This is a genomic window from Kumtagia ephedrae, from assembly GCF_003012745.1.
GTDB lineage: Bacteria > Pseudomonadota > Alphaproteobacteria > Rhizobiales > Rhizobiaceae > Kumtagia > Kumtagia ephedrae.
Genome location: NZ_PXYK01000003.1, coordinates 223,899 through 238,060 on the forward strand (window position 1 = coordinate 223,899; position 14,162 = coordinate 238,060).

15 protein-coding genes are annotated in these 14,162 nt (G+C 66.4%); 9 read left to right on the forward strand and 6 right to left on the reverse strand.

Annotated features, from left to right (window positions below; translation table 11 throughout):
- Positions 1-44 precede the first annotated feature (44 nt).
- Positions 45-1,049, forward strand: a complete 1,005-nt coding sequence (locus tag C7I84_RS04310; RefSeq protein WP_106770906.1) for an ArsR/SmtB family transcription factor — start codon at positions 45-47, stop codon at positions 1,047-1,049.
- Positions 1,049-1,969 carry a methylenetetrahydrofolate reductase [NAD(P)H] gene (gene metF, locus C7I84_RS04315; protein ID WP_106770907.1) on the forward strand — a complete coding sequence of 307 codons (921 nt, stop codon included), beginning with the start codon at positions 1,049-1,051 and terminating at the stop codon, positions 1,967-1,969. Before C7I84_RS04310 ends, metF begins: the two co-directional genes overlap by 1 nt.
- Positions 1,970-2,326: 357 nt before the next feature.
- Here metF and C7I84_RS04320 read toward each other — a convergent pair whose 3' ends face one another.
- The gene (locus C7I84_RS04320) at positions 2,327-3,259 is read right to left on the reverse strand and encodes a DMT family transporter (RefSeq protein ID WP_425351295.1); all 933 of its coding nucleotides are present in this window, start codon (positions 3,257-3,259) and stop codon (positions 2,327-2,329) included.
- A gap of 214 nt (positions 3,260-3,473) precedes the next feature.
- On the opposite strand from C7I84_RS04320, the gene C7I84_RS04325 reads away from it, so the two are divergent.
- Both C7I84_RS04325 and C7I84_RS04330 read left to right on the forward strand, forming a co-directional pair.
- Positions 3,474-4,697: an alanine racemase gene (locus C7I84_RS04325; protein WP_106770908.1), complete on the forward strand. Its 1,224-nt coding sequence runs from the start codon at positions 3,474-3,476 to the stop codon at positions 4,695-4,697.
- Between the two features lie 100 nt (positions 4,698-4,797).
- On the forward strand, positions 4,798-5,172 hold the full coding sequence (locus C7I84_RS04330) for a hypothetical protein (protein ID WP_106770909.1): 375 nt from the start codon (positions 4,798-4,800) through the stop codon (positions 5,170-5,172).
- 85 nt (positions 5,173-5,257) lie between these two features.
- On the opposite strand, the gene C7I84_RS04335 is transcribed toward C7I84_RS04330, so the two are convergent.
- Both C7I84_RS04335 and C7I84_RS04340 read right to left on the reverse strand, forming a co-directional pair.
- Positions 5,258-6,436 carry a lytic murein transglycosylase gene (locus C7I84_RS04335; protein ID WP_106770910.1) on the reverse strand — a complete coding sequence of 393 codons (1,179 nt, stop codon included), beginning with the start codon at positions 6,434-6,436 and terminating at the stop codon, positions 5,258-5,260.
- A 96-nt stretch (positions 6,437-6,532) separates the two neighbouring features.
- Positions 6,533-7,354 carry a GH25 family lysozyme gene (locus tag C7I84_RS04340; protein ID WP_106770911.1) on the reverse strand — a complete coding sequence of 274 codons (822 nt, stop codon included), beginning with the start codon at positions 7,352-7,354 and terminating at the stop codon, positions 6,533-6,535.
- 213 nt (positions 7,355-7,567) lie between these two features.
- On the opposite strand from C7I84_RS04340, the gene C7I84_RS04345 reads away from it, so the two are divergent.
- On the forward strand, positions 7,568-8,944 hold the full coding sequence (locus C7I84_RS04345) for a serine hydrolase domain-containing protein (protein ID WP_106770912.1): 1,377 nt from the start codon (positions 7,568-7,570) through the stop codon (positions 8,942-8,944).
- Here C7I84_RS04345 and C7I84_RS04350 read toward each other — a convergent pair.
- Entirely contained in the window at positions 8,935-9,603 is a 669-nt protein-coding gene (locus C7I84_RS04350) for a class I SAM-dependent methyltransferase (RefSeq protein ID WP_106770913.1), read from the reverse strand. The genes C7I84_RS04345 and C7I84_RS04350 overlap by 10 nt on opposite strands.
- Complete coding sequence (locus C7I84_RS04355) at positions 9,600-10,844, reverse strand: BtaA family protein (RefSeq protein WP_106770914.1); 1,245 nt, start codon at positions 10,842-10,844, stop codon at positions 9,600-9,602. Before C7I84_RS04355 ends, C7I84_RS04350 begins: the two co-directional genes overlap by 4 nt.
- Before the next feature lie 267 nt (positions 10,845-11,111).
- Between C7I84_RS04355 and C7I84_RS04360 the strand changes: the two genes are divergently transcribed.
- From C7I84_RS04360 to C7I84_RS04370, 3 genes are all read left to right on the forward strand, one after another.
- Complete coding sequence (locus C7I84_RS04360) at positions 11,112-11,330, forward strand: hypothetical protein (RefSeq protein ID WP_106770996.1); 219 nt, start codon at positions 11,112-11,114, stop codon at positions 11,328-11,330.
- A 213-nt stretch (positions 11,331-11,543) separates the two neighbouring features.
- A complete protein-coding gene (locus C7I84_RS04365; protein ID WP_106770915.1) occupies positions 11,544-12,251 on the forward strand; it encodes a J domain-containing protein in 708 nt (235 codons plus the stop codon).
- Positions 12,248-13,024, forward strand: coding sequence for an N-acetylmuramoyl-L-alanine amidase (locus C7I84_RS04370; RefSeq protein ID WP_106770916.1), 777 nt, complete (start codon positions 12,248-12,250; stop codon positions 13,022-13,024). Before C7I84_RS04365 ends, C7I84_RS04370 begins: the two co-directional genes overlap by 4 nt.
- A gap of 124 nt (positions 13,025-13,148) precedes the next feature.
- Here C7I84_RS04370 and C7I84_RS30520 read toward each other — a convergent pair whose 3' ends face one another.
- Positions 13,149-13,610 (reverse strand): hypothetical protein, encoded by a 462-nt coding sequence (locus C7I84_RS30520; RefSeq protein ID WP_245428310.1) that lies wholly within the window; start codon positions 13,608-13,610, stop codon positions 13,149-13,151.
- 1 nt (position 13,611) lies between these two features.
- Between C7I84_RS30520 and C7I84_RS30525 the strand changes: the two genes are divergently transcribed.
- Entirely contained in the window at positions 13,612-14,097 is a 486-nt protein-coding gene (locus tag C7I84_RS30525; RefSeq protein WP_342587149.1) for a lytic transglycosylase domain-containing protein, read from the forward strand.
- The last annotated feature ends 65 nt before the right edge of the window (positions 14,098-14,162 follow it).

Sequence of the window (14,162 nt, forward strand, 5' to 3'; positions counted from 1 at the left end):
TCTTCACATAAAGATATGTTTATGTCTTGTTGGCTTGTACGTCCATGCGCATAACCCTCGACCAGATGGTTGATATATTGAAGGCGGCGGCCGAATCCAGCCGGCTGCGCATCCTCGCGCTGATCTCGCGCGGCGATCTGACCGTCTCGGACATCACCGAAATCCTCAACCAGTCGCAGCCGCGGGTGTCGCGTCATCTGAAGCTGCTGATGGAGGCGGGGCTGGTGGAGCGCTATCAGGAAGGCTCCTGGGCGTTCTTCCGTATCTCCGACGACGAGGACATCCGCGAATTCGTTCAGGGCATCGTCTCGCGCGTGCATGAACGCGACCCGCAGGTCGATCGCGATCTCGAGCGGCTGCATGCGGTGAAGCAGCGCCGCCAGGAGAAGGCGAGCGCCTATTTCAGCCGCAACGCCGCCTCCTGGGACCAGTTGCGCAGCCTGCATGCACCGGACCGGGCCGTCGAGGCGGCGCTGCTCGCCGCCGTCGGCAAGAAGCCGTTCCAGTCCATGCTCGACCTCGGCACCGGCACGGGGCGGCTGCTGGAATTGTTCGCACCGCTCTATCGCCGCGGCGTTGGCGTTGATCTCTCGCGCGAGATGCTGGCGGTGGCGCGCGCCAATCTTGATCGGGCAGGGGTGTCGCATGCGCAGGTGCGCCAGGGCGACATCTTTGCCCCGCCCGTCGAGCGTGACAGCTTCGACCTGATCACCATCCATCAGGTGCTGCACTATCTCGAGGAGCCGGGGGCGGCGATCCGCGAGGCGGCGCGGCTGCTGCGCCCGTCCGGCCGGCTCGTCATCGTCGACTTCGCGTCGCATGCGCTGGAATTCCTGCGCGACGACCATGCGCATCTGCGCCTCGGCTTCTCCGACCAGCAGATCGCCGAATGGTTTGCCGAGGCAGACCTCGACGTCGAGTTGGCGGAGGCCTTCGAGCCGCGCGTCGCCGGCGACGCGACGCTCACCGTGAAACTCTGGCTCGGCCGCGACCGCCGCATGCTGATCGCCGACCGCCCGAACACAGCGCTGCAGGGAGAAACCGCCTGATGAACCAGTTCCGTTTCTCGCGCCGTCCCGACATGGGCGGCAGGATTCGCGTCTCCTTCGAGTTCTTTCCGCCGAAAACCGACGAAATGGAGGAAAAGCTCTGGCAGACGGTGACGCGGCTGGAGCCGCTCGGGCCGCGCTTCGTCTCCGTCACCTACGGTGCCGGCGGCTCGACGCGCGAGCGCACCGCGCGTACCGTCAGGCGCATCCTCACCGAGACGCGGCTCACGCCGGCTGCCCACATGACCTGCGTCGACGCGACGCGCGACCAGGTCGACCAGGTGGTCGCCGAATTCGCGGAGATGGGCGTGAAGCGCTTCGTGGCGCTGCGCGGCGATCCGGCCGAGGGCGTCGGCGCGCGCTACCGCCCGCATCCGGAAGGTTATGCCAATGCCGCCGAACTGGTCGGCGCCATGCGCGCCGTCGGCGATTTCGACATCTCCGTCTCCGCCTATCCGGAAAAGCACCCGGAGAGCCCGGATTTCGCCACCGACATCGACATGCTGAAGCGCAAGGTCGACAGTGGCGCGACGCGGGCGATCACCCAGTTCTTCTTCGACAACGATCTCTACGAGCGTTATGTCGAGCGGGCGCGGCGGGCCGGCATCTATATCCCGATCGTGCCGGGCGTGCTGCCGGTGCACAATTTTTCGCAGGTCGCCAACTTCTCCTCGCGAGCCGGCGCGCATGTGCCGGCCTGGCTGGCCGAGCGCTTCGACGGGCTGCAGAAGGACCCGCAGACGCATGCGCTGGTGGCGTCGGCCGTCGCGGCCGAGCAGGTGATGGACCTGATGGAGCGGGGCGTCGAGGATTTCCACTTCTACACGATGAACCGCGCCGACCTGGTCTTCGCCATCTGCCACATGATCGGCATCCGGGCGCACGAGCCCGCCGTGGACGCAGGGTCGGCCGCCGCCTGAGCGGCAGAAGCTTCTCAAACGAAAAGGCCCGCCGTCGCCGGCGGGCCTTTCTCGTCTCTGGTACCGGAACCGCTCCGATACCCCCCAAACTCATGCGGTCACGGAAGAACTCCCATAATGAGGGCGCCGATAACGGCGAACGCAGCACAAATCATCAGAGCGTTGACTGACCGTGCAAGTCCCATGCGATGCCTCCATGAGTAGAGCATGGAGGCGGAATCTAAGCGAGTTTGCCCGGCAGACAAGCGGAAAACATGCTGCATTGCGGCGGAACTATGGAAAACTCCCGCCGGGTTCGGCCGTTAGCCGTTGAAAAGATTTCGGGAATCCGGTCTCGCGAAATTGTGGCGGAATTCGTCAGGAACGCCGGGTCATGCCGCCGAACAGCCGCCCGTCGATGGTCACCAATCCGGCCGCGATGACCGCCATGCCCAGAATCTCGACCGGTTCCAGACGCTCGCCGAGGAAGGCGGTGCCGAGAAGGATGGCGCTGACCGGTACGATCAGCGTGACCAGCGAGGCGTTGGTGGCGCCGGCATCGGCGATCAGGCGGAAATAGAGGATATAGGCGAAGGCCGTCGACACCAGCGCTAGGCCGGCGACGGCGGCCCAGACATGCCCGCCCGCCGAAAACAGGTCTTCGTCGCCGCTGACGGCAAGCACGACGGGAAGCATGATGACGGTCGAGGCGGTGAGCTGCGCGGTGGCGACCACCGTCGGCGGCACGCCCTTGAAGCGCTTGGCCACCATGAGGGCAAAGGCGTAGGAGACGGAGGCGCCGACCAGCGCGAACTTTGCCCAGACAGGGCCGCCCAGTCCGGCGACGAGGCCGGGGCCGATCATGATGGCGGTGCCGGCGATGCCGAGCAGGATGCCCGCCACCTTGTTCCAGGTGAGCTTCTCGTCCGTCGTCAGGCTGTTGGCGAGCAGCGCCGTCCAGAACGGCGTGGTGGCGTTGAGCACCGAGGCGAGGCCGGCGCCGAGCTCGGTCTGGCCGGCGAAGATCAGCGAGAACGGGATGACGTTGTTGAGCAGGGCCAGCAGGAAGAAGCCGGCGGCATAGGGCAGGGCGAGGCGGAAGGAAAGCCCGCGCGCAGCCAGATAGACGTGCAGGGCGATCGCCGCCAGGGCGACGCGGAACAGCACCAGCGTCAGCGGCGGGATCTCGGCGACGGCGACGCGGGCGAAGAAGAATGAGCCGCCCCAGATGGCCCCGAGCAGCACCAGCATCGCCCAGCTTTTCAGCGACATGGATTGGCCCGCGTTCCGGGCAGCATCGAGCGTCGACATCGGAACCTCCCGCTGTGTTTGTAGGCCCGCCATAGAACCGGCGCGAGGCAGCGGCCACCCGTTTTCCGGTCGCTGGCGCAACGATTGTTCCGCATCGCGGCAGGTTGGCGCGATGGCGTCCGCGCGACCGGCGGAGCGTTCCGCGCCGATGACCATTTCCCTTCCGTTCGGCCTTGCCCTAAGTATGGGCCGCACCTCGTTCGCCGGAGGCCCGATGCAGAAATTCGACAACGCCACCGAAGCGGCGCTGGCACTGAGGCCCGACGATCCGGTCTATTGCTTCCGGCCGGACGTGCTGAAGGCCGATGCCCGCCAGTTCATGCAGATGTTTCCGGGCAAGACCGCCTATGCGGTCAAGACCAATGGCGAACAACTGGTGCTGAAGGCGCTGGTGGAGGCAGGCGTGACCGCCTTCGACGTCGCATCGCCCGGCGAGTTCGCGTCCGTGAGGGCCGTCTCCGCCGATGCCGAGATGCTCTACATGCACCCGGTCAAGGCACAGTCCGACATAAGGCTGGCGCTGGAGCGTTACGGCATCCGCGTGATCGCCGTCGACCACGAGGACGAGGTCACCAAGCTGACGCGCGTGGTACGGGCGCTCGACATCGACCCGGGCGCCATCACCGTCTTCGTGCGCATCCAGACCAAGGGTTTGGCCGCCTACGAACTATCGAAGAAGTTCGGGGCGGGGCCGGCCTATGCGGTGGAACTCGCCGACCGCCTGAACCGCTACGGCTACAAGGTGGGACTGTGCTTCCACGTCGGCAGCCAGATCGAGGATCCGGATACCTATGAGCGGGCGCTGGCGTCCGCCGACTGGGTGCGCAACCGGGTCGGCTTCGACATTGCCGGGCTCGACGTCGGCGGCGGTTTTCCGGCCGAATACGGCATCGACCCGGCGTCGAAGAAGCCGCCCATGCCGTCGCTCGAACATCTCATGGCGCGGCTGCGTGCGGACCTAAGGGAGTGGCAGTTCGACACGCTGCCGCTGGTGGCGGAGCCGGGGCGGGTCATCGTGGCGCGCGCCTTCTCGCTGATCGTGCGCGTGCTGCTGCGCAAGGGCAGGCGGCTCTACATCAACGACGGCATCTGGGCCTCGCTGTCGGACTCGTGGACCGGCAAGCTGACGCTGCCGGCGCGCTTCATCCCCGATCCGGCGATCCGCTCGCGCAACGGCAGCGAGAGCAACATCGTACCGTTCAAGGTGTGCGGCGCCACCTGCGATTCCGTCGACATCCTGTCGCGCCCGTTCTGGCTGCCGGAGACGGTCGACACCGGCGACTGGATCGAGATCGGCCATATCGGCGCCTATTCGCTGTCGCTGCGGACGCGCTTCAACGGCTTCTATCCCGACACCTTCGTCGAGGTGACGACGCCCTTCGAGGAAGGCGTGGCGCCGCAGGGGTTCGCCAGCGTCGAGACGATGGCGGCGGAATGAGGGAGACAGTCGCGCTGCCACGGATAACTGTGCCGGTCGATCTTGGCCCAATCGATCCACACTTCTACGTCAAGGCTATCTGGGGCCAGGGGGAGTATCGGTGAACGTGCGCGTGCTATCGAAGCTGCTGGTTCTCTTCATTGCTATCGCTCAAACCCTGCTGCTTTCCACGGTAGCGGAAGCTAAAGCCACGAGATGGATTCGGCTGGACAGGGTTGCTGCATTCTCGAAGAATATGAGGTCGTTCGGACATCACGGCCTCGTCACCGGAGTGGAATGCGGCATGATAAACCGCCGCCCCTCGGTGAGGTTTACATACGAGTTCGTCGATAAACCGGTTTTCTACAGATATGCTTGGTCGATCACCGGCGAAGAGGAGTTCAGGCGGCGGGCAAGGAAGGCCTTCAAGCCGGACGTGAAGGTACTTACCTGCAGCATTGGGGAGTTCCACTACGGAACTCAGAACTTAAGGTAGCGTAAGACCGAATCTCGGTTGCCGGGTTGGCTCGTGGTCGCGGCGGGCAGGCGAATGAGTGCCGCCATGACGAGCAGGCGCACCCTCACATCATCCCCAGCAGCGCCGGGGTCGGCCAGCCGTCGACCGGCAGGCCGAGCTTGATCTGCTCCTGGCGCACCGCCTCGCGGGTGCCGGCGCCCAGAATGCCGTCGATGCCGCCGACGTCGTAGCCCTTGTCGGCGAGCTTCTGCTGGAGCTGCTTCATGGTGTCGCCGATGAGGCCCGGCTCGGGGTTGCGCTTGTCGTAGGCGGGAGCGCCGGCCAGCCGGGTGGCGAGCACCGCGGCGGTGAGCGTGTAGGTGGCCGACTGGTTCCAGTGCAGGTAGATGTCGTAATTGTCGTAGCTCAGGAAGGCCGGGCCCTTGCGGCCCATCGGCAGGACGACGCCGGCATTGAGCCCGTGGTCCTCGAGCGGCGAGCCGTCGCGTTTGGTGACGCCCCAGTCGCTCCACTGCGCGACCGGCAGCTTGTTGGTGCGGCCGGTCTGGTCCCACGGCATGTCGTCGGGCACGCGTATCTCGACCAGCCAGGGCTGGCCGGCCTTCCAGCCGCGGTGCCGGATCTTGTTGGCGGTGGTCATGATCACGTCCGGCGCGCTGCCGCGCAGGTCGACGATGCCGTCGCCGTCGCCGTCGATGCCGCGCAGGAGATAGTCGGTGGGCAGGATCTGGGTCTGGCCGATCTCGCCGGCCCAGGCGCCCTTGACGTCGGCCGGCAGCATGCCGCGGTCGATCAGCGTCAACAGCGGCACGAGCTGCGGGCGGAAGAGCTGCGGCCGGCGGCAGTCATGTGCCAGCGTGACCAGCGCGTTCAGCGTGCCGAAATCGCCCTGCACGGCGCCGAAATCGGTCTCCAGCGCCCAGAAGGCGGCGACCACCGGTCCGGGCACGCCGAACTCCCGCTCGGCGCGGGCGAAGACGTCGGCGTATTTCTTCAGATTGGCCGCACCCTGCTTCAGCCGGTAGTCCGAGATCATGCGCGAGGAGAATTCGATGAAGGTCTGGCTGAACACGCCCTGGGCGCGGTCGCGCGCCAGCACGCGCGTGTCGATGTCGGCTACCGCCAGCGCCGAAAGACCGCGCTCGCCGACGCCGGCGGCGCGCGCCTCGTCGGCCACGCCCTTGCGCCATACCTCGAAATCGACGCCGCACTCCTGGGCCTGCGCGGCCGTTGCCGATGCCATCACGGCAAGAACAGAGAGGGCTTTTACGGAAATCCGCATTCGGGGCGTGTCCTGATTGTTTGAGAAGTTTTGTGCTCTGCCCAAGAGTCATGGCGAAAACCGGGCAGAACGGCAATTTTCGGCGCGCGTCCGGGCTCAGCGCGTGTTCTGGGCGAGCCACTTTCTCCACGTGGCATGGCTTCCGTTGAAGACGTTGATGTCGGCGTTGCCCCTGATGCCCGGCACGACGCCGGTGCCGGTGTATTGCCAGAAGGTGAAGGGGTGGGCGCCGTAACGGTCGGACGGATGGTCGGCCACCGAGCGCAGCCAGTAGGGATAGCCGGTGAAGGTGGCGAGCCGGTTGTCGTCGAAGAAGTCGATCGAGGTGTAGATGATCGGCTTCCTGCCGTAGTGCTTCTCCACCATGGACAGGAAGATGCTCATCTCGCTGCGCACCGTTTCCGCGGGCGGCCGCAGCTTGCAGGTCGGCGAGTGCGGGTTCCATTCCATGTCGAGCACGGGCGGCAGGGCGGAGCGGTCGCGCGGCACGTTGGCGATGAACCAGCGCGCCTGCTCCGCGGCCGGGCGGCAGAAATAATAGAAATGATAAGCGCCGCGCGGCACGCCGGCATTCCCCGCGCCGCGCCAGTGCTCGGCGAATCTGTCGTCGAGCCGGTCGCCGCCTTCCGTCGCCTTGATGAACGCGAAGGAGATGCCGGAGGCCTTGGCCTTGGCCCAGTCGATGCTCGTCTGGTATTTCGACACGTCGGTGCCATGCACCGCATAGTGGAAGGGCGTGCGCGTGCCCCATTGATGCGGGTCGTTGTCGCCGAAGCGCGGATGCAGCACGGAAGGATCCGTCGCCAGCCTGGCGCCGGCCGGCGGCAGGGCGGCCGCGGTGGACTGCAGGCCAAGGTCGTCCACCGTGCTGCAGCCGGCAAGCACGCAAGCAAGCACAAGAGCCGCCAGTCGGCGCATCACGTCCCCTTCTTGCCGGCGCGGCGGCAAAGCTGCATCTTCGAGTAGGCTGGCCCTCCGGCCGACAACGCACTCTCGGGCGCGCCCGCGCCTATGGAGCGGAATAGTCCCCTCCGTGATCGTCGAACATGGTTGATAACCGGTTGACGATGCACGAAGGCGAATAAAATCTGCGTGAAGGCATTCGTCAATGGAAACGATGGAAGGGACGGCATGAGGGCGGTGATCAGGAGCGTTGCTGCGGCGGCCTTGCTTTGCGCGGCCGGGACCGTCGGCTGGTTCGCCATGGTGCCGCCGGAGCTTATCCGGGTCGGCGCCGGCTACAGCGCCAAGATCGTCTGCTCGAACGTCTTCCTTGCCGGCCGGGACCCCGATCAGGTGCTTGCCGACGACGTGCAGGCGCCGGGCCATCCGCTGCTGAAGCTGATGCAGGTGAAGGTCGATCGCGAGGCGCGCATGGTGCGGGCGGGCTTGTTCGGCTTCTGGGGCGCGCGCACGGCGATTGCCCGCGGCGGGCTTGGCTGCACCGTGCTGCCGGAGGGGATCGTGCCGGCAGCACTCGCCGACCGGCAGGCGGCGATGCCGGTGCCGGCCGCACCGTCGCCGGTGCTGTGGCCGGAGGGCGAGCAGGTCGAGGTCTCGGGAGATCAGGCGCTGGCAAAAATCCTCGACGATCTGGCGATGACCGGTCCGGGCATGCGGGCGGTGGTCGTGGTCAGGGACGGCCGCATCGTCGCCGAGCGTTATGGCGAAGGCTTTTCGGCCGGGACGCGGCTGCTCGGCTGGTCGATGACCAAGACGGTGACGGCGGCGCTCGTCGGCATGCTGGTCAGGGAAGGAAAGCTCTCCGTCGACAAGAAGCAGCTTTTCCAGGCCTGGCGCGCCGACGGCCGTGCGGACATCACGCTCGCCGAGCTCATGGGCATGTCGAGCGGCCTCGCCTTCAACGAGGACTATGGCGACGTGACCGACGTCACCCGCATGCTGTTCCTGGAGAAGGACATGGCGGGTTTCGCCGCGGCCAAGCCGCTGACGGCGCCGGTGGACACGGCATTCAGCTATTCCAGTGGTACCACGCTGCTCATTTCGCGTGTCTGGCAGGAGGCGGTCGGCGACCCGCAGGCCGCACTCGCCTGGCCGAGCGAAAAACTGTTCGGGCCACTCGGCATGGCGAGCGCGGTGCTTGAGCCGGATGCGGCGGGAACGCTGGTCGGGTCGTCCTATCTCTATGCGACGGCGCGCGACTGGGCGCGCTTCGGCCAGTTCCTGCTGCAGGACGGGGAATGGAACGGCGAGCCGGTCCTACCGGCCGGCTACGCCGCATGGATGCGCGAGCCCGTGGCCGCCTCGGACGGCAGCTATGGGCGGGGCCAGCTCTGGCTGCGCGGACCAAGAAGCACGAAGGCGCAAGACGTCGCGCTCGGCGTGCCCGGCGACACGTTCTGGCTGATCGGCCATGACGGCCAGTCGACGGCGATCATCCCCTCACTCAGGCTGGTCGTGGTGCGCATGGGCCTGACCCCGGAGCGGCTCGGCTACAAGCCGCAGGCGATGGTCGGCGCTCTGGCGAAGGTTTTGGGTCAGGACTGAAGGGCCGGCCGAGGTCCTGCCACGGCGTGCCAGGCATAGCCGCGGTACCAGCGCTCGAAGCGCAGCGGCCGGCCGGCAGCCCCGGCCTGGCTGCGCAGTTCGGCCTCCAGCGAAGCCCGCGGCGTCACGTGGTACTTTGCCAGCCACGCGTGGAGTGTACTGCGGGACCAGCCGGGCAGGCGCTCCTGCTGGCCGAAATCGACGATGTGAAGCGAGCCCTGAGGCGACAGCGCCCGCAGGGCCGCCGCTATCGCCCCTTCCCAGTCGGGAATCATCGACAGCGCGTAGGAAATGAAGACGCGGTCGAACGTCTCTTCGCCGAACAGTTCCTTTGCGTGGAAGGCGGTGGCGTCGCCGTGCGTAAGCGTCGTCCGGCCGGCGATGCCTTTTCTCGCGAGATTGCCGGCGGCGGTCTCCAGCATGGCGGCGGAGATGTCGAGTCCGAACAGCCTCGCCTCCGGGTGGCGCCGGCCGGCGAGGATCAGATTGCGCCCCGTGCCGCAGCCGAGCTCCAGCACGGAGCCGCCTTGCGGCACGCCGAGCCCGGCGATCATTCCGTCGCGGCCGAGCAGATAGTATTTGCGGGTCAGGTCGTAGACATGGCGCTGCAGCCGGTAGTTCCGGTCCATCAGCGCCGCATGGCCGCCGACGGCGCTCATCTGTCCTTCAGCACGTAGAGATGGAAGCCGCCATAGATGGCCGAACGGTCACGCGCCGAAAAGTCCAGCGACTCCTCCTGGCGGTAGTCCCAGTGGTCGAGGATGCTCTGCGACACTCGGCCGGGGAGAATGCTCGGCTCGGCGGCGGTGCGGAAGATCACGCGGGCGCCGATAGCCGCGGTGCGGATGATCTCGGTCCAGAGCGTGTTGAGCTGGCCGTCCGTCATCCAGTCCTGCGCGTCGAGCAGCACGTAGCGATCGACGGAGCCGGCCGGCTTTCGCGCCAGGAGCTCGGCGACATTGGCATGGCGGATGCTGACGCTGGGCGCGTTGGCACGGATCGTGGCGTAGCTGGCGCGGTCGAGATAGGCGGGCAGGGCGCCTTCGCCTTCCCGCGGGTAGCGGCGGGCAAAGGCCTGCCAGGCGAAATAGTTGTCGGCCAGCGGGAAATCGCAGGCGAGCTTTTCCAACCGCGCTTTCAGCACGCTCGCCATGGTGCCGTCTCCTGACGTCACCAGGGAATCGTATTGCGCCGGCGGGATGCCGAGCCCGAACAGCGACGCCTTCTGCGCCGTCGCCCAGCGCAGCAGCGGTTTTCCAAAGACCGGCGCCAGCTCGTCTTCAAAAAAGCGGCGCTGCTCGTCGAGGCTCTTCGCTTCGGTCAGCCTGCGGGGGTCGACGCCGTGCAGCCGGGCGGCGAGATGGCCGGTGGCGATGAACCAGCCGAGCAGGCCGGTGCGGTAGAAATCGCGCTGAAACACGTCGATGCGGCGGCCGCGCAACCGGCGGCGCTCCCAGTAGCGGCGCGAGCTTTCGTCCAGGTGCGGCGCGATGAAGCGGTCGTAGGCGAGGCTGTTGTGGCGGTTGCCGGGCTCGCCGAAGAAGCGATGGAAATCGGCGTAGGAGGGCAGGTGGGCGAGCGCCGCGAGCTTGAGGCGGTTGAGGGCGACATGCGCCGGGTTGAGGTCGACCGCCTCGATAGCCGCCGGCGAGCGGGTGAGATAGGCCAGCACGTTGCAGCCGCCGGAAGCGATGGTGACGACGCGATGGCCTTCGCCCAGCTGCATCGCTTCCATGTCGACGTCCGGGTCCTCCCAGATCTGCGGATAGACCAGCCCGGAGAACAGCAACGTGAACAGCCGCTCCGACAGGCCGGCGCGGGAGAGCGCACGGTGCTGGTAGACGGCCTGCTTCAGGCGCGCATTGCCGCGCAGGAGAGGGGTTGCGGAAGGACCGGTCATGAGCGGCGCGAATCCCGTTGGCGTATTCCGCAAGCGGGTAGCGCGACGCCATGACGGAGCGGTGACGCGGCGATGACGCTGCCGTGACAGGCTCGCGATGGGGACGCGCGGATCGCGGCCGATCGAAAAAAAACGATCACGCGGTCGTGCAGCGAGAATTGCGATTATCACGTATTGTTTACGGCCGTCGTCATACGTGAAGAAACGTTAGAGGGCCTCGCGTCATTTCTCCCGCGTCTGCCTTGCCGAATGACGAAGGAGTCCATGATGAAGAAGCTCGTACTCGCCTCTGCCGCCGCGATCGGCCTGCTCGGCCTCGCGGCCTGCAGCGACAGCGCCGACAACACGACGACGCAGAGCACGACGCCGCCGCCAGCGATCGACAACACGACAACGCCGAATGCGGCACCTGCGCCGCAGACCGGCACGGGCGGCGACACCCAGGGAAGCCCGCCGGCCCAGCCTGCGCCGGCACCGGCCCAGTAACGTCCGTTTCATTTGAAGAAGCCGCGCGGCCATCCTGGTCGCGCGGCTTTGCCATGCGCTCCATCTGGCGCCGGCAGCCTCGAGCCTCAGTCCGAAAAGCAGTTGCTCCGTGGCCGACAATCGCTTGGGCCACGTCCGTCTGATGCCGAAACTTCACCAGATCGTTGCCGATCAAGCCTCGCCAAGCACGAAGGCCTTGGCTATGAAGCGGCCATGTCGATATGGGAGCGCATCGGAGAATTCGTCAGCAAGGCGGGCGCCGGTGTGTCCGACCTCGCCGAGGCGTTGCGCGTCGTCTTCGGCGGCGACCCGGAACTGCGTCGGCGCGTCGCCTTCTCCGTGGCCATGATCGCCCTGTCGGCGAAGATGGCCAAGGCGGACGGCGTGGTCACGCAGGACGAGGTGCGCGCCTTCCAGCAGATATTCTCGGTCCCGCCCGCCGAGGCGCGCAATGTCGCGCGGCTTTATGATCTGGCGCAGGCCGACATCGCCGGCTTCGAGGCCTATGCGGAGAAGATGGCGCGACTTTGCGGCTCCGGACGGCCGAACTGCGCCATGCTGGAGGATATCCTCGACGGACTGTTCCACATCGCCAAGGCGGACGGCCTGCTGCATGAGCGTGAGAGCCTGTACCTGCGGCGGGTCGCCGAGATTTTCGAGATCGGCGAGGAGCACTACCGCACTATCCTGGCCCGCCACGTCGATATCGGCCTGGCCGATCCCTACGCGGTGCTCGGCATCGCTCGCGGCCGGCCGTTCGATGAAGTGCGTCGCCGCTACCGCAAGCTGGTGGCGGACAACCACCCCGACCGGCTGATCGGTCGCGGGCTGCCGGCCGAGTTCATCGCGCTTGCCACGACGCGGCTTGCCACCATCAACACCGCCTACGAGATGATCGAACGCGGCATGCGCCAGCTATGAGCGGCTTTGCCCCCGACCAGCCCGGTGCAATGGTCAGGGCCTCGCCGAATTTCGGGCCCCGACGCGAGGGATTTCGGCCAGAAATCATCCTGCTCCATTATACCGGCATGACGACCGGGGCGGGGGCCGAGGACTGGCTGTGCAATCCGGCAAGCGAGGTGTCTTCGCACTATCTCGTCCACGAGGACGGCCGGATCGTGCAGATGGTGCGCGAGAGCGACCGTGCGTGGCATGCCGGACAGAGTTCCTGGCGGGGCGTGACCGACATCAACTCGCAGTCGATCGGCATCGAGGTCGTCAATCCGGGCCCGCTGGCTGGTCACCCGCCGTTTCCCCCGAGGCAGATCGCCGCGGTGATCTCGCTCTGCCAAGGTATTGTCGCGCGCCATCGGATCCGCCCGGAAATGGTTCTCGGCCATTCCGACGTGGCCCCGGGGCGCAAGATCGACCCGGGCGAACGGTTTCCGTGGCGCGCGCTCGCCCGTGCCGGGGTGGGCCATTTCGTCGCGCCGGCGCGGCATCGGCGCGGCGCAGCGCTGCAGCCCGGCGACGAGGGCCAGGAGGTCACGCGGCTGCAGGCGATGCTTGCTTCCTATGGATATGGACTGGAGACCGGCGGCACTTACGACGGCGCCACAAAGACCGTGGTTTCGGCCTTTCAGTTGCATTTCCGGCCGAAAAAAGTCGATGGAATCGCCGATCCGGCGACGCGGGAAACCCTTCAGCGGCTGCTTGCCGCATTGCCCTCACGAGTCGGAGAGCGGGCTGCTTGACGTAGCGGAAGGCTGCTGCTGCTCGACCTTCGGTTGACATGCACTGTAACAAAAAGTGAACGCCTGGGCCATTTTCGCCCCAAACTTCACCAGCAAACGGCCGGTCATACCCGCCGGCCAGCTGTCACCGCAGGCTTGAGACTACACCGACCGGGCGCTTCCGCCCCGTCGTCAGCGAACAGGAACTGATGAAAAAGCCGATCTTCTTGACGGTGGCGCTTGCCGCCGCCCTGACCTCTTTTGCCGCCAACGCGGCTGAGTTCCCCAACATCCCGCGCACGCCACTGTTTTCCACGCAGAAAGCTGCCGCAACCACGGAGAAGGCGAAGCCGGGCGCCAAAACGACGAGGAAATCCGCGACGAAGGCTGCCGCTACTCCGAAGGCTGCTCCGGCGAAGAAGCCTGCCATTGCCCGGACTCCGCTGTTTACGACCAAGAAAACCGGGACTGAGACGACAAAGGCCGCCGGCAGCGCGGTCAAGCCGAACGCCAAGGTAGCGGCAAAGACCTTGAAGGCCGGCAAGGCATCGAATGCGAAACGCAAGACGGCGAGGCTGGATACCAGGAATGCGAAGCGGAGCGCCAAGGTGAGCCGCCGGAAAGCCAAGTCGGGCGGCATCACGGTGACCGAAACCACCGTCGAGGTGAAGACCGCGTCCGGCTATCCGGTCAAGCCGGATACGCTGTCGGCAGCGAAGTCTGGCAGGCCGTATCACGCGGTGATCGCCCGTTACGCCGCCGAATACGGCGTGCCGGTCTCGCTCGCGCATGCCGTGATCAGCGTGGAAAGCAACTACCAGCCGAACTCGACCGGCTCCGCCGGCGAGGTCGGGCTGATGCAGATCAAGCCGGCCACCGCCCGTGGCCTGGGCTACAGCGGCTCGGTTGCGGCTCTCTACAATCCCGAGACCAATATCCGCTTCGGCATGAAATATCTGGCCATGGCGCATCAGCTCGGCGGCGGCACGACCTGCGGCACGATCCTCAAATACAATGCAGGTCATGGCGCCAGCCGCATGAACCCGGTGTCGAAGGCCTATTGCGGCAAGGTGCAGCGCCTGCTCGCCAGCTGATTGGACACGCCGAGGCCCCGATTTCCGAGGAGAGGCGGAAATCGGGGTTGCGTTTTGCCCGGTGA

Excerpts from the sequence above, each read along its gene's own strand:
- metF (WP_106770907.1), top strand. The coding sequence starts at position 1,049 with ATGAACCAGTTCCGTTTCTCGCGCCGTCCCGACATGGGCGGCAGGATT.
- C7I84_RS04335 (WP_106770910.1), bottom strand. The coding sequence starts at position 6,436 with ATGCGGATTTCCGTAAAAGCCCTCTCTGTTCTTGCCGTGATGGCATCG.
- C7I84_RS04360 (WP_106770996.1), top strand. The coding sequence starts at position 11,112 with ATGAAGAAGCTCGTACTCGCCTCTGCCGCCGCGATCGGCCTGCTCGGC.
- C7I84_RS04365 (WP_106770915.1), top strand. The coding sequence starts at position 11,544 with ATGTCGATATGGGAGCGCATCGGAGAATTCGTCAGCAAGGCGGGCGCC.
- C7I84_RS04310 (WP_106770906.1), top strand. The coding sequence starts at position 45 with ATGCGCATAACCCTCGACCAGATGGTTGATATATTGAAGGCGGCGGCC.
- C7I84_RS04350 (WP_106770913.1), bottom strand. The coding sequence starts at position 9,603 with ATGAGCGCCGTCGGCGGCCATGCGGCGCTGATGGACCGGAACTACCGG.
- C7I84_RS04340 (WP_106770911.1), bottom strand. The coding sequence starts at position 7,354 with ATGCGCCGACTGGCGGCTCTTGTGCTTGCTTGCGTGCTTGCCGGCTGC.
- C7I84_RS04320 (WP_425351295.1), bottom strand. The coding sequence starts at position 3,259 with ATGTCGACGCTCGATGCTGCCCGGAACGCGGGCCAATCCATGTCGCTG.
- C7I84_RS04345 (WP_106770912.1), top strand. The coding sequence starts at position 7,568 with ATGAGGGCGGTGATCAGGAGCGTTGCTGCGGCGGCCTTGCTTTGCGCG.
- C7I84_RS04355 (WP_106770914.1), bottom strand. The coding sequence starts at position 10,844 with ATGACCGGTCCTTCCGCAACCCCTCTCCTGCGCGGCAATGCGCGCCTG.
- C7I84_RS04325 (WP_106770908.1), top strand. The coding sequence starts at position 3,474 with ATGCAGAAATTCGACAACGCCACCGAAGCGGCGCTGGCACTGAGGCCC.
- C7I84_RS04370 (WP_106770916.1), top strand. The coding sequence starts at position 12,248 with ATGAGCGGCTTTGCCCCCGACCAGCCCGGTGCAATGGTCAGGGCCTCG.